The organism is Sorangium sp. So ce394, from assembly GCF_051474665.1.
GTDB lineage: Bacteria > Myxococcota_A > Polyangia > Polyangiales > Polyangiaceae > Sorangium > Sorangium cellulosum_D.
The window spans coordinates 6,280,086-6,293,302 of record NZ_CP150339.1; the positions used below are offsets into that span (position 1 = coordinate 6,280,086).

The 13,217-nt window shown below is 75.4% G+C and carries 10 protein-coding genes and 1 pseudogene; 7 read left to right on the forward strand and 4 right to left on the reverse strand.

The window, feature by feature from the left end; genetic code table 11:
- Positions 1 to 30: 30 nt before the first annotated feature.
- Both WMF33_RS23025 and WMF33_RS23030 read right to left on the reverse strand, forming a co-directional pair.
- Complete coding sequence (locus WMF33_RS23025) at positions 31 to 1,383, reverse strand: hypothetical protein (protein WP_437339133.1); 1,353 nt, start codon at positions 1,381 to 1,383, stop codon at positions 31 to 33.
- Positions 1,384 to 1,566: 183 nt separating this feature from the next.
- Positions 1,567 to 4,344, reverse strand: a complete 2,778-nt coding sequence (locus WMF33_RS23030) for a transglycosylase SLT domain-containing protein (protein ID WP_437339134.1) — start codon at positions 4,342 to 4,344, stop codon at positions 1,567 to 1,569.
- A gap of 225 nt (positions 4,345 to 4,569) precedes the next feature.
- On the opposite strand from WMF33_RS23030, the gene WMF33_RS23035 reads away from it, so the two are divergent.
- The 4 genes and pseudogenes from WMF33_RS23035 to WMF33_RS23050 all read left to right on the forward strand — a co-directional run.
- Positions 4,570 to 5,052: a MarR family winged helix-turn-helix transcriptional regulator gene (locus WMF33_RS23035; protein ID WP_061625553.1), complete on the forward strand. Its 483-nt coding sequence runs from the start codon at positions 4,570 to 4,572 to the stop codon at positions 5,050 to 5,052.
- A 353-nt stretch (positions 5,053 to 5,405) separates the two neighbouring features.
- The gene (locus WMF33_RS23040; RefSeq protein ID WP_437339135.1) at positions 5,406 to 6,584 is read left to right on the forward strand and encodes a hypothetical protein; all 1,179 of its coding nucleotides are present in this window, start codon (positions 5,406 to 5,408) and stop codon (positions 6,582 to 6,584) included.
- Positions 6,585 to 6,797: 213 nt separating this feature from the next.
- A complete protein-coding gene (locus tag WMF33_RS23045) occupies positions 6,798 to 7,595 on the forward strand; it encodes a CDP-alcohol phosphatidyltransferase family protein (RefSeq protein WP_437339136.1) in 798 nt (265 codons plus the stop codon).
- Positions 7,596 to 7,852: 257 nt separating this feature from the next.
- A pseudogene (locus WMF33_RS23050) lies at positions 7,853 to 8,485 on the forward strand (phosphatase PAP2 family protein); the annotation flags it as partial.
- 47 nt (positions 8,486 to 8,532) lie between these two features.
- Here the strand turns inward: WMF33_RS23050 and WMF33_RS23055 are convergent.
- Positions 8,533 to 9,243, reverse strand: a complete 711-nt coding sequence (locus WMF33_RS23055) for a cob(I)yrinic acid a,c-diamide adenosyltransferase (protein WP_437339137.1) — start codon at positions 9,241 to 9,243, stop codon at positions 8,533 to 8,535.
- A 99-nt stretch (positions 9,244 to 9,342) separates the two neighbouring features.
- On the opposite strand from WMF33_RS23055, the gene WMF33_RS23060 reads away from it, so the two are divergent.
- A complete protein-coding gene (locus tag WMF33_RS23060) occupies positions 9,343 to 10,893 on the forward strand; it encodes a hypothetical protein (RefSeq protein ID WP_437339138.1) in 1,551 nt (516 codons plus the stop codon).
- Positions 10,894 to 10,987: 94 nt separating this feature from the next.
- Positions 10,988 to 12,151: a molybdopterin-synthase adenylyltransferase MoeB gene (gene moeB, locus WMF33_RS23065; protein WP_020736552.1), complete on the forward strand. Its 1,164-nt coding sequence runs from the start codon at positions 10,988 to 10,990 to the stop codon at positions 12,149 to 12,151.
- Positions 12,152 to 12,233: 82 nt separating this feature from the next.
- Here the strand turns inward: moeB and WMF33_RS23070 are convergent, their stop codons facing one another.
- Positions 12,234 to 12,566 carry a hypothetical protein gene (locus WMF33_RS23070; protein ID WP_437339139.1) on the reverse strand — a complete coding sequence of 111 codons (333 nt, stop codon included), beginning with the start codon at positions 12,564 to 12,566 and terminating at the stop codon, positions 12,234 to 12,236.
- Positions 12,567 to 12,756: 190 nt separating this feature from the next.
- Here WMF33_RS23070 and WMF33_RS23075 point away from each other — a divergent pair, with 190 nt between their 5' ends.
- Positions 12,757 to 13,209: a hypothetical protein gene (locus WMF33_RS23075; RefSeq protein ID WP_061628896.1), complete on the forward strand. Its 453-nt coding sequence runs from the start codon at positions 12,757 to 12,759 to the stop codon at positions 13,207 to 13,209.
- Positions 13,210 to 13,217: the final 8 nt, after the last annotated feature.

The window sequence follows — 13,217 nt, forward strand, 5'->3', positions numbered from 1 at the left end:
GATCCGGCAGGGGCGCGCCGGCGCGCGGCGCTAGAGATCGCCGTGGATCGGCGACGGCACCCGCCACGCGGCGATCTCGGCGTGCTGCTCGCAGCTGAAGGGCCGCTCGAGGAGCCGGGGGCAGCACTGCCGCGAGCGGAACAGCTCGAGGATGTAGCCCATGCGCTCGCTCAGCAACGCCCAGTCCTTGGCGCCGCAGCCGGCCGTCGTCTGGTCGTGGGCGTCGTACTTGAGCAGGAGCTCGTAGAGCTCGCGATCCTCGATGGTGGCGAGCTCGACGCAGTGCAGCGGCAGGCCGGGCGGCGCGGGGAGATCGTGGCCGAGCTCGAGGATCTCGTCCGGCAGGCACATGGTCATCATCTCCTTGGTCGCGATCGCGCGCCAGAACGCCTTCAGCTTCTCGACCTTGTCGAGGACCATCGACTGGAGCGCCTCGGGGAGGCCGACCGTGTCGACCGCGCAGCGGACGGGCGCGTTGAGCGCCCGCGCGATGTACGGCTGGAGCCGCACCTGCTCGTGCAGCCCGACGCGCGCGTTGGCGAGGAGGATGAGCTCCGCCTTCTTGTCCTTGTCCTCCGTGAGCATCGCGTCGTGGTAGTGCTCCATGGCGCTGCGGAGCAGCCCCTGCCCTCCATCCGTGGACGGCCCCCGCTCCAGCCCCTCGAGCAGCTCCGCGAGCTCCTTCTTCCCCGGCCGCGCGCAGCCCCGGTAGAGCTGGATCATGCGGGCGAAGAGCGGCCCGAGCTCCTCGAACACCTTGAGGTTGCCGAGCGCGATGTCCGCGCTGAGCTCGGACAGGATCCGCTCCGGCAGCTCCATGAGCCCGAACCCCTGCCCCCACCAGGGCGAGATCAGCTCGACGGCGCTGAGCCGCCACGCGCTCGCCCGCTCCGGCTCGCCCTGCCCGCGCCGCCTGAGGAGGCGCGGCACGACCGCCTCCCGCTCCTCGTCGTCCGAGAGGATCAGCCACCGGAGCACCGACGGCACCTCCTCGTTGCGGATGAACCTCCCCGCGGTCTTGGAGGCCCACGTCGCGAACGTGCACCAGTGGGCGTTGCCGCCGCCGAGCAGCCTCACGAGCTCCGCCGAGATCTCGTAGTAGCACTGCGTGATGAGCAGGTTGCGCAGCACCGGCTGATCCGAGAGCGCGATGACCTCGTGCACCCTGTCGAGCAGCGAGGCCGGCTCGGACGTCTCGGCGAGCGTCCCCCTCGCGACGATCCGCGTCGAGCGCTCCACCACGCCGCTCCGCGTCACGCGGGGCGCGTGAAGCGGCGCCTCCGTCGTCAAGGAGAGAGGGGGCAGGTAGGCGGCGTCGTGGAAGTGCGCGGCGTGCTCGCTTGCTGGTATGGCGGCCATCAGCGGCTTTACAGGGGTCGTCATTCTCCCGTGCTATCTCCAAGTGATGCCAGATGTCCATACCTGTCCATAAGTCCATCCCTCGAAGGACAGCTGGCTCACCAGGTGTCGACAGAATGCTGCTACGGCGGCTGAACGCGCGGTTCCCTCTTGCGTCGCGTCAAGCACGCGGCGCAGCAACGTGACGGCGCGCGGCGATCGCCGCCGTCAGGGCGATGGCGCGGGCGGCGCAGCGGAGGTGGGGACGTCCGTCGCGAGCGCGCTCGCGCCGCGTACGCCGCCGGGGCCGCCGCGGGGCCACGTCGTGACGCTCACCCGGTGCTCGCGGCCGAAGGTCCGCGCGACCACGGCGCGCACGTCGGCCGGCTCGACCTCCTCGAGCGCGCGCAGGAGCCGCGGCAGGCTGCCCGGATCGAGCGCGGCGCGCAGCCGCAGCTCCGTGATCGGCCGCGGGGACGCGGGCGGCGGCGCGACGGCGGCGCGGCGCGCGAGCTCCTTCTCCAGCTCGATCTTGAGCAGCGCCTTGGCGAGGGCGAGCTCCTTCCAGGTCGGCCCGGACGTCGCGAGCGCCGCGAGCTCGGCGTCGAGGCGCTGCTCCAGCTCGGCGGCGCTGCGCGACGGAGCGGGCGTGAGCTCCACCGCCGCCACGCTCGCCTGCGCGCCGAGCGACAGCCGCCCGGTCACCTCGGACGCGAGCTGCCCCTCGGTCACGAGCGCCTTCGCGAGCCGCGCGACGCGCGGGCCGGTGAGGATCTCCATCGCCACGCGGAGCGGCGCCTCGTCCGCGCCCCCCTCCGGCGGCGCGATCCAGCCGTAGAGCAGCCGCGGCGACGGCACCGCGTCCTCGAGGACGATCCGATCCTCGCGCGGGTGCGGCCCGATCGGCCGCTCCGGCTCGGCGGCGACGCGCTGGAGCGAGCGCGCGAGCGCCTGCTCGACCGCCGCGCGCGAGACGTCGCCGGAGAGCGCGATCGTCGCCTGGGCCGCGGCGCGCTCGCGCCGGAGCGACTCGGTGAGCAGGAGCTCGCTGGCCGCGCCCGCGTCGGCGCGCGCCCCGAGCAGCGTGCCCTCGAGCGGGTGGCCCGCGGGGAACAGCGCCTCCCCGAGCGCGAGCCACGACGGGCCGTACGGCGCCCGCTCGAGCGCGCGCCGCGAGGCCGCGCTGGCCTGCCTCCGGAGCTCGGCCACGCGCCCCGCGCTCGCCTCGTCGAGCAGCATCCGGAGCCGCGCCGCGACAAGGTCGACGCCGACCTCGAGATCGCGCGGCGGGACGGTGATCGCGACGCGCGCCTCGCTGGCGAGCGCCGGCCCCGCCGCCCCGGCGTCGCCCGCGGACCGCGCCGGCACCGCGACGGACGCGCTGATCGAGACGAGCGGCGCCGCGGGGTCCTCCCGGAGGTCGACCGCGATGCCGTTCGGGAGCCGGAAGCGCTGCACCTGCTCCAGGCCGAGCCCGGCGAGCAGGCCGATCTGCTTCTCGATCGCCGCCTCTCGGCCCTTGAGGGCGCGCCGCGCGCCCGGGCCCTCGAGGGCGTCGAACGGCGACGCCGGGGCGAGGCGGCCGCTCCGCAGGCCGAGCGGATCGTCCTCGAACGCGGGGCGGAAGCCGACGTCGCCGCCGATCATCACGATCGGGAGCTTGGCCTCCAGCGCCTCCGGGTTGCCGAGGAGCGGCATCGGCGCCGGCGCCTGGCCCGGCGGGGTGAAGAGCGGGAGCCGGTTCCGGCCGAGCGACACGGGGCGGGGCGGCAGCGACCCGTCGCTCAGCGCGAGCTCGCCGAGCTCGCCGCCCGCGCCGCGCGGCGGCAGCGCGGCGGACGCGCCGGCCAGGCCGTCGCCCTCGTCCTCGTCGAGCACCTCGTGGTCGAGGTACGCCGGGAAGAGCGCCATCGCGCGCGCGACGCGATCGGCGGGCAGCGCGATCAGGTGGTCGGCGCGGCCCGGCGGGACGCGGTCGCGCAGGAGCTCGGGGTTGTGCTCGCGCAGCGCGGCCGTGGAGATGCCCGCGGCGCGCGCGATGGTGCGGAGCCGCGTCCCCGGCGGCACCGCGACCTCGCCGAGGTCGAGCGGCGCGAGCGGCGCGACGTCGGGCAGGTCGAGCCCGAAGCGCGCGCGGTTCGCCGCGACGATCGCGAACGCCACGATCTGCGGCACGTAGTCCGCGGTCTCCTTGGGGACGGCGCCGGCCTGCGCGAGCTCGGCGAGCCCGACGGGCCCGCGGGCCTCGGGATCGCGCTCCGCCGCGACCTTCGCGAGCGCGCGGAGGACGCCCTCGTGGCCGAAGTTGTACGCCGCGAGCGCGAGATCCCAGCGGCCGAAGCGCTCGTAGAGGTCGCGCAGGTGCGCGGTCGCGGCGTCCGTGGCGCGCGTGAGGCTCATGCGCGCGTCGATCCACTCGGACTGCTCCAGGCCGTAGGCCTCGCCGGTCCTCGGCATGAACTGCCAGAGCCCCGCCGCGCCGGCCGGCGAGACCGCCCGCGGATCGAAGCCGCTCTCCACCGCCGCGACCCAGAGGAGGTCCTCCGGGAGGCCCGCCTCGCGGAGCGAGCGCTCGATGATCTCGCGGTACGCGCCGGCGCGCCGGAAGCGGCGCTGGAACACGGCGCGCCCCTCGTCCGACTGGGCGAAGAAGCGGACGAACCGCATCGTGCGGCGCGTGAGCGGGACGTCGAGATCCGGCATCGCCAGCGTGGACAGCGTCGCCCCGTCGGGGTCCTCGAGATCCTCGTCCGTCGCGGCCTGGAACTCGCGCACGAGGAGCGCCGTGACGGCGGGCGGCGCGTCGCCGGCCGGCGCCGGCGGAGCGCACGCGAGCGCCGGCGCGACGTCGGTCGGCTGGCGATCGAGCAAGCCGGGATCGCGGAAGGCGCGGTACGCCGCCGAGAAGGACGCGCGCAGCGAGGGCGCCTGGCCGACGGCCGCGCCTGATATGCAGATCAGCGCGCCGAGCCCGGTCCACAGAGCGGCTCGCCGTGCCCAGCTCATCAACGCCGATCTTGCTCCGAAACCGCCCGCCGGCGCTACGGCAAAGCGCGGAGACCGCGGCGGCGATGTGCGCTGCTCGCCAGCGCGCGCCCCGCCGGGGCGCGCCATCCCTGCTCCTCCGCGGCGGCTCCGTCCCCTTCCCTTCCGGTCCGGGTTCCCTCCCCGGCCCGACTTCCCGCAGTGGTGCTAGCCACCTGGGCCCGGGCGAGCTAGCAAGCGTCGGCGATGCGCTCGTCCCACGCCGCTCCCCCTGCAGAGAAGGCCTCTCGGCTCGGCGAGGTGCTCGACTTCATGAAGCTCCTGTGGGCCGTTGATCACGGCCTGCAGTCGACGTCGAAGCGCATGGAGGCGAAGATGGGCGTGACGGGCCCGCAGCGGCTCGTCATCCGCATCGTCGGGCGCTACCCCGGGATCTCCGCGGGGCAGCTCGCCGAGATCATGCAGCTGCACCCGAGCACCCTCACGGGCGTGCTCAAGCGGCTGCAGGAGCGCGGCATCATCGAGCGCCGGGCCGACCCGAAGGACGGCCGCCGCGCGCTCCTGGGCCTCACCGCGCGCGGGCGCGAGCTCGACAGCCTCCGCACCGGGACGGTGGAGTCGGCCGTGCGGCAGGCCATCAAGGCGATGCCGCGGCGCAAGCTCGAGGCCGCGCAGGATGTGCTCGCGGCCGTCGCCGAGGCGCTGCAGCCGCAGCCGGCCGACGAGTAGCGTCGCCGGCCGGATCGGCGCGCGCCGCGCGCGTTCCAGCGGGGGCAGCGCCGATCGGCGCGCGCCTGGCCGGCGCGGCAGCCGCGAGGCGCAGGCGCCGCGCCGCGGGGGAGCGAACGGCGGTTCGCGCCCGGGAGCGTCGCGCGATCTGCGCGAACGCGCGGCTCCGCCGCGACCGGCCGACCCCGCGGACATCGAACGGAGGAGCAGCGGTCGTCCGGCACGGCAACCCGCCTCCCGCCGCCCCGAGGCGGCGGGAGCCGCCGCGCGGACCCGCGACCCGGGGCCTTCGGTGCGGCCTCCGCCCGGCGCGCGCCGCGCCGAGGGCCTCTCATCACCACGACGGGGGAACAATGAAGCACTGGGTTCATGGCGCGATCAGCGCGGCGATCATCGCCGCGGCGTGGGGCTGCGGCTCCGGAGGACGAGGCGGCGGAGCCGACACGGGGGGCGGCGGCGGCGCGGGCGGCGAAGGCACGGGGGGCAGCGGAGCAGCGACGGGCGGAGGGGGGACCGGGACCCACGCCGCGGCCTGCACGATCACGTCGCGAGGCCTGGAGGTGAGCAGCGGCCGCGGGACCACGCCCGCGATCGCGGGGACCGGGGCGGGGTACGCCGTCGCCTGGCAGGAGCGAGGGGCCGACGAGGGCGACATCCACCTCGCGGTGATCGACGCCGACGGCAACAAGCTGCGGGAAGAGGCGATCGCGGCGGGCCCCGGCGTCTCGAGCCACCCGAGCGTCCAGCGCGACGGAGAGGGCCTGCTCGTCGTCTGGCAGGACCAGGACGGCACGGGCAGCGTCGTGCGCGGCCGCCGCGCGACGCTGGAGGGCGTCCCCGAGGGCGCCGCCTTCGACCTCGTCGAGAGCAGCGCGGCCGAGTCGTGGCCCATCGCCGCCGCGGGCCGGGACGGGATCGTCGTCGCCTGGATGGACGCGGGCGGCTCGCTGATCAGCTCCCTCGAGCGCGGCGCGCTGGGCAGCGCGACGCCGCTGGACCAGGCGAAGTTCCCCGCGGTCGCGACCGACGGCGAGCGGACGGCGCTCGCCTGGAGCCAGGGCGACGCGCTCTTCTTCGCCCGGCCGCGCCAGGGGAGCGCGCCGCTCGACCGGATCGCGCACCAGGGCGTCGACGCGAAGCTGACGCGCGTCGCGCTCGGCGGCGACGACGCCTTCGTCGTCTGGGAGGACACCCGCGCCGGCGCCGAGCAGATCCGCGCGATCCGGATCTCCGCGCAGGACGAGGTGTCCCGCGAGGCCGTCGTCTCCCCGGGCGACGGCAGCGCGAACTGGCCGGCGCTCGCGTGGACCGGGCGCCACCTGGCCGTCGCGTACTACCAGTTCCGCGACGGCCCCGCGGCCGTGTTCGTGGCGCTGCTGAACCGCGATCTGTCGCCCGCGGGCGCCGAGCTCAAGGCGAGCGGCGACACGCCCGGCCGGTACCCGGCGCTGGCCTGGACCGGCCAGGAGCTCGGCATCGCCTACGCGGAGCCGGACCAGGGCATCCGCCTCTCTCGCGCCAGCTGCAAGTAGCCGGCGGCGCGCCCGCTCGCCCCCTCCCCGCCACGCCGCCGGAGGCCGCCCGCCTCCAGCGGCAGCGCGCCCGGCCCGCCCCCGGCGGCGGGCGCGCCCGGCCCGCCCCCGGCGGCGCAGGACGGCCGCCCGCGCCGGCCCGGATCGAACCCTGCAACCGCCCCCGGGGTGGCCGTTCTCCCCTGCGCCCTTGCGATCCTAATCTGCACAGCCGTGCTCGGCGCCTACGCCGTGCGCGTCGCGCGCCACGGTCGGCCCGCGATGCCGCGGCTCGGCGCCTCTCCGGGGAGCGCGCTGCTCCCCGGCCCGGTCGTCGAGGCCTTCTACTGGTCGTTCCACGCCCCCGCCCGGGCGCTCGTGCGCCTCCGCGTCTCGCCGGACACCCTCACCTACCTCTCGCTCGCCCTGTCGCTCGCCTGCGCGCCGCTGCTCGCGGTCGGCCGCTTCCGCGCCGGCGCCGCGCTGCTCATGGCCGGCGCCGTCCTCGACGCGCTCGACGGCATGGTGGCGCGCGAGGGCGGCAAGGCGTCGCGCGCCGGCGCCGTGCTCGACTCGTGCCTCGACCGCGTGTCCGACGCCGCGCCGCTCATCGGCCTCGCCGTCTTCTACCGCCATCACGCCGTCGCGCTCGCGATCCCGCTCGTCGCCATGGTCGCCTCGTCGCTCGTGAGCTACGCGCGCGCCAAGGCCGACGTCTACCGCGTCGCGCTGCCGAGCGGGCTCATGCGCCGGCACGAGCGGCTCGCCTACCTCGTCGCCGCGCTCGTCTTCGGCCCGGCCGTGCCGGCCTCGCCGCTCACCGGCGCGCTCCCCTTCCCGATCACGCTCGCCTGCGTCGCCCTCGTCGCGGGCGTCGGGCTCGCCGCCGGCCTGCGGCTCGTGCAGCGGACGCGCGCCGCCCTCGCGGCCGCCGACGCGGCGCCGCCGACCGGGCCGCGGGCGACGGCGCGCCCCGAAGGAGAGCGCCGTCGCCTGCTCGGCGACGGCAAGGCCACGAGCGCGCCGCTCTGATCATGCTCCGGCGCGCGCGCGCCCGCTGGGGCGCATTCTCCTGGCTGCAGGCGCTCTCCTGGCTGCCGGCGCTCTCCTGGCTGCCGGCGCTGCCGTGGCTCGCCTACGTCGCCCTCCTCGCGCCGCGCGGCGCCGCGCGCTGGGACCACCTCGCCGTGGCCGCCCTCGCCGCGACGAGCGTCTGCGCGGGCGAGCGCTCCCGCCGGTTCTTCCTGAGCGCCCTGCCCTTCTTCCTGCTGTTCCTCGCGTACGACGGCATGAAGCAGCTCGACGGCGGGCTCGCCGCGCCGGCCCACGTCCTCGGCTGCGAGCTGCGCGCGGCCGAGCTCGCGCTCTTCGGCGTGGAGATCGGCGGCCGCCGGCTCACGCCGGGCCAGCTGCTCGCCGGGCTGGAGCGGCCCGCGCTCGACCTGCTCTGCGCCCTCCCGTACGGCGGCTACGTGCTCGTGATGGTGGGGCACTGGCTCCACCTCTACCGGAGCGAGGCCCTCGCGGCGCGGAGGTTCGCCTGGCTCGCGTTCGCCACGCACCTCCTCGGCCTCGCCACGTACCGCCTCTTGCCGGCCGCGCCGCCCTGGTACGTCGAGGCCCACGGGTGCGCGCTCGATCCGGCCGCCCAGAGCTCCCCCGCCGCGCTCGCGCGCGTCGACGCGATGCTCGGGATCACCTACTTCCGCGACCTCTACAGCCGCGGCGCGACCGTCTACGGCGCGCTGCCGTCGCTCCACGTCACGTACCCGCTCTACGGGCTGCTCGCGACCTTCCGCCGGGCGAGCGCGCCGTCGCTCGCCGTCCAGCTCGCCTACGCCGCGCTCATGCTGTTCGCGGCGCTCTACCTCGCCCACCACTGGCTCATCGACGCGCTGCTCGGCTACGCCTACGTCGCGCTCGCGTGGGCGCTCGTCCTCCGGGCCTTCCCCGACCGGGGCGGCTCGGGTCAGGCGGGCTGCGCCTTGCCGCCGCTCGCCGAGACGTCGGGCTCCCAGAGGATCTCGGGCGTGCCGAGGAGCGCGGACGCCCAGCGGCTCCAGACGAAGAGCGCGTCGCTCAGGCGGTTCAGGTAGCCGACCGCCAGCGGATCGGCGTGGCCCGCCTGCGCGAGGCGCACGCAGCAGCGCTCGGCCCGGCGGCACACCGTCCGCGCCACGTGGAGATCCGTGTTGAGCCGCGAGCCGCCCGGGAGCACGAACGAGCGCAGCGGCGCCAGATCGGCCTGGCAGCGGTCCATCTCGGCCTCGAGGAGCGCGATCTCCGCCTGCGTCACGCGGGGCTGCTTCGGGTGCACGTCCTCGGGGAGCGTCGCGAGGATCGAGCCGAGGTTGAAGAGCTCGTGCTGCACGCGGAGCAGCGCGCGCCCGAGGTCGTGGAGCCGCACGACGCTCGCGGCGGGCGCGCCCGGCAGCAGCTCCATCAGCGTCTGCCGCGCGGCCCCGACCAGCGCGTTGAGCTCGTCGACCGTGCCGTAGGTCTCGATCCGCGCGTCGTCCTTCGGGACGAGCTGCCCGCCGACGAGCCGGGTCTGCCCGCCGTCGCCCTGCCGGGTGTAGACGCGGTTGATCGTGATCTTCGGCGCGCTGAAGACGCGCCCGCTGTTGTCCTCGGCCCCGGCCCGGGCAGCGCCCGTCCCGCGCGTATCGTCGTCGCTCACGGGGATTTCACGTAAAGCGAGCGCCTGCGCGGGTCAAGGAACCGCGCAGGCGGGGCGGCATTGACGATCCTCGGCGGGGAGTGGAACAGTCCTGTCCCTATGCGCTCCCCCGGGCCGCCGCTCCGCCGTTCGCTCCCCGCCGTCCTCCTGCTCGCCGCGCTCCCCGTCGCGTCCGGCTGCGCCGCCGAGCCCGCCCCGCGGCCCGCGCCGCAGCCCGCCGTCACGGCCGAGACGGCGCGCATCGCCGAGAGCCAGCGGCTCTACGACGAGGCGAGCCGCGCGCTGTCCGACAAGCGGTACGAGGACGCGCGCGCCCTGCTCGACAAGGCGAGCGGCCTCGGCGTCGACTCGCACCGCTACCAGATCGGCGAGCTGCGCGACAAGCTCGACCGCCGCGAGGCGAAGGTCCGGGCCAGCGAGGCCGCCGAGCTGCTCGATCGGCAGGACTGCGAGGGCGCCTTCGCCACGCTGTCGTCGCGGATGGACGCGCTGAAGAGCGAGGCGTTCGCGCACGAGGCCCGGCGGCTCGTGGCCTCGCAGGCCGCGGCGTGCGCGAGCGGGAAGATCGACGCGGCGACCACCGCCGGGAAGTTCGCGGAGGCGCGCGCGTTCATCGCGGCGGCGCCCACGCGGGCGGTCCTCGGCGACGAGGCCGCGGATCGGCTCGCGGCGGAGCTCGACGCCACGATCACCGAGGCGCTCTACGGGCAGCTCGAGGCCGACATCACGGCCGGGCGCTGGTCGAGCGTCGTCGAGAAGATCGACGCCGCCGTCAAGCGGGGCGACGCCTCCGAGGAGCAGGGGCGCACGGTGCTCGCGCGCGCCCGCGGCGCCGCGACGCCGCGGCTGACGGAGCTCGCCGGCAAGGCGGTCGGCGCGCAGGACGCGGCCGCCGCGCTGGCGCAGCTCGACGCGACCATCGCGCTGCTGCGCTGGGAGGCGCCCGCCCCGGAGACGGCCGACCTCCCCGGGAGCAACGCGCTGCCCGAGGCGCTCGCGCGGAAGCGCTCGGCCCTCGCGGCCTGGGTCGAGGCGATGCAGGTCCGGATGAAGCCGATGAAGAGGCCCGAGAAGCGCTGGTCGCACGGCACGATCGCGGTCGCGCCCGCCTCCGACAGCGACGGCGAGCCGAAGCGCAGCCTCCCGCCCTCGACCCCCGTCTGGGTCCTCGGCCAGACCAAGGACCGCGCCCTGGTGACCGCGGTCGAGCCCGCCACGGCCGTGCTCACGGCGGCGCTCGAGCTCGCGATCGGCTGGGCGCCGCTGCCGCGCCTCGCCCGGGAGCCCACCGCCGACTGGCTCCCGCCGAACGATCAGCTGAAGGGCGAGCGCGTGTGGGGCCCGCTCCGGGAGAAGCAGCCGACGCTCGAGCTCGGCGTCGTGAGCGACGTCCAGGGCGCCGACATCCTCGTCCGGCGGCTCGCGGACGACGTGGAGGTCAAGGTCCAGCGCAAGCAGCTCCGCAGCGGGCGCCTCGCCCCGGGCACGAAGGTCCTCGCCCTCTGCAAGTCGGAGAACGAGCCCGCGACGATCGTCGACGTCCCGCCCGCGGGCCGGGTCGCGCGCATCGAGTGCGAGGGGGGCGCGCAGAAGGAGGAGCCGCTCGCCTCGCTCCGAGCGAGGCCCGACCTCCTGCCCCGCACGCGCTAGGGTGCCTCTCGGCCAGCAGAAAACCCGCCCCCGTCCGTCCGTCGTTGACTCGTAGCGCCGCGCACCTAAGTCTCCCTATCCCTGAGGAGCCACGATGCCTACGACCTATAGCGACCTCATCTCCGACGTCCGCAAGTCCATCCGCGAGCTCTCGCTGAGCGAGCTCAAGCGCCGCCTCGACGACAAGGTCCCGATGGTGCTCCTGGATGTGCGCGAGAAGGAGGAGTACCGCGCCGGCTTCATCCCGGGCGCGATCTCGATCCCGCGCGCCTTCCTGGAGATGCAAGTGGAGCAGAAGCTGCCGGACAAGTCGGCGCACATCGTGGCCTATTGCGCCGGCGGCACGCGCTCGGCGCTCGCCGCGAAGACGCTCCAGGAGCTCGGCTACACCAACGTGGAGAGCGCCAACCCGGGCTTCGTCCGCTGGAAGGACCTGAGCTACCCGGTCGAGCTGCCGCCCAACCTCACCGAGGCGCAGCGGGATCGGTACTCGCGCCACCTGCTCCTGCCCGAGGTCGGCGAGGCGGGGCAGGCCAAGCTGCTCGCCTCCAAGGTCCTCCTCCTCGGCGCCGGCGGCCTCGGCAGCCCGGCCGCCCTGTACCTGGCCGCCGCCGGCGTGGGGACGCTCGGCCTCGTCGACGCCGACGTCGTCGACAACTCGAACCTCCAGCGGCAGATCCTCCACGCGACCTCGCGGGTGGGCATGCCCAAGGTCGACAGCGCCGAGACCGCGATCCGCGACCTGAACCCCGACGTGAAGGTCGTGAAGTTCCAGGAGCGCGTCGACAGCTCCAACGTCGACCGCATCTTCGACCAGTTCGACATCATCGTCGACGGGTGCGACAACTTCCCGACCCGCTACCTCGTGAACGACGCCTCGGTCTTCAAGAAGAAGCCGGTCGTCCACGGGTCGATCTTCCGCTTCGAGGGCCAGGTGACGACGTTCATGCCGGGCGTCGGCCCCTGCTACCGGTGCCTCTACCCCGAGCCGCCGCCCCCGCACCTCGCGCCGAGCTGCCAGGAGGCGGGCGTGCTCGGGATCCTCCCCGGCATCATCGGCATCATCCAGGCGACCGAGGCGGTGAAGCTGATCCTCGGCCAGGGGACGCCGCTCATCGGCCGGCTCCTCACCTACGACTCGCTGCGGATGAAGTTCGGCGAGCTCAAGCTGCGCCGCGACAAGAGCTGCCCGGCGTGCGGCGAGTCGCCGACCATCACCAGCTACATCGACTACGAAGGCTTCTGCCTCATCGGCTGATCGCCGCGCGACGGCGCGGCGCGCGCGCCGCACACGAACCGCCGCCCACCGAGCCGCGCCGCCAGGCGCGGCCTCCGCGGCGTCACGACGGGTACTGCATCACGGTGTTCTTCTCGGGCCGCTCGATGCGCTCCACGCGGCTCGTCACGACCTGCCGCTCCTGCCCGTCGGGGTCCACCTGCGTGAAGTAGATGGGGGAGCCGACGCGCGCGTTGTGCGGCTCCGGGATCACGACGCCGTTCGGGTTGATCCGGACCGCGCCCTGGAGCTTCAGGTGCAGCGCGAGGTGCGACGTCCTGAACTTCCGCGCCGCCCGGTCGCGCACGGCGACGCAGACTTCGTCGCGGACGTGGTACTCCGTGTTGCGGGTGATGAAGACGCGGTGCCTGCGGCGCTCGTTGCCCGTGTAGCTCATGGTCGCTCGTCGCTCCTTCGCGCCCCTCGGCGCGGCGCGCATCGTGGCAAGGCGCGCCGCGCATGGCCAAGTTCGTCGCCGACGCGCGGCCCCCTGCGTCCCGCACGAAAGCGGGTGCCTCCGCAACTTTGTGCGGATCTCCGCGGGCTTTTGGGAAGCCGCGTCCGGCAATGCCACGATCGCGATCGGAATGTCTCGCAGCGAGCGTCTCCCCGGTCCCGGTCTGGCGAAGGTCAAGCGACCTCCGCTCCTCCAGCGGCGTCACGTCGAGCTCGTGGCGTGCTCGGCGGGGCGCCTCCACGCCCTGTTCGACGGCGCCGACGTGGTGAGCGAGGGCAGCACGCGCAGCGAGGGGGGCGCGCTCGTGTACTACGGGTCGACCAGCCTGCTCGTCGCGCTGCCGCCGGACGCGCCGCTCGCGGCGCCGCTCGACCGAGCGCTCGCGCTCGACCCCCACCTCCGGCTGCGGGCGCTCCGCGTCGCGCAGCGCGAGGCGGCCGCGCGGGCGGGCGGCCCGCTCGGGCCGATGCACGCCGAGATCCGCTGCGGGCTCGCGCCGCGCGCGGCGGCGGTCTCGTTCGCGCTGACCGTGGACGTCACGGCGCGCGTGCTGCTCACCACGGACAGGACGGCGCGCGCGTGATCACGGTG

Coding starts and splice junctions, on each gene's coding strand:
- WMF33_RS23025 (WP_437339133.1), bottom strand. CDS start 1,383: ATGACGACCCCTGTAAAGCCGCTGATGGCCGCCATACCAGCAAGCGAG.
- WMF33_RS23030 (WP_437339134.1), bottom strand. CDS start 4,344: ATGAGCTGGGCACGGCGAGCCGCTCTGTGGACCGGGCTCGGCGCGCTG.
- WMF33_RS23035 (WP_061625553.1), top strand. CDS start 4,570: ATGCGCTCGTCCCACGCCGCTCCCCCTGCAGAGAAGGCCTCTCGGCTC.
- WMF33_RS23040 (WP_437339135.1), top strand. CDS start 5,406: ATGAAGCACTGGGTTCATGGCGCGATCAGCGCGGCGATCATCGCCGCG.
- WMF33_RS23060 (WP_437339138.1), top strand. CDS start 9,343: ATGCGCTCCCCCGGGCCGCCGCTCCGCCGTTCGCTCCCCGCCGTCCTC.
- moeB (WP_020736552.1), top strand. CDS start 10,988: ATGCCTACGACCTATAGCGACCTCATCTCCGACGTCCGCAAGTCCATC.
- WMF33_RS23070 (WP_437339139.1), bottom strand. CDS start 12,566: ATGAGCTACACGGGCAACGAGCGCCGCAGGCACCGCGTCTTCATCACC.
- WMF33_RS23075 (WP_061628896.1), top strand. CDS start 12,757: ATGTCTCGCAGCGAGCGTCTCCCCGGTCCCGGTCTGGCGAAGGTCAAG.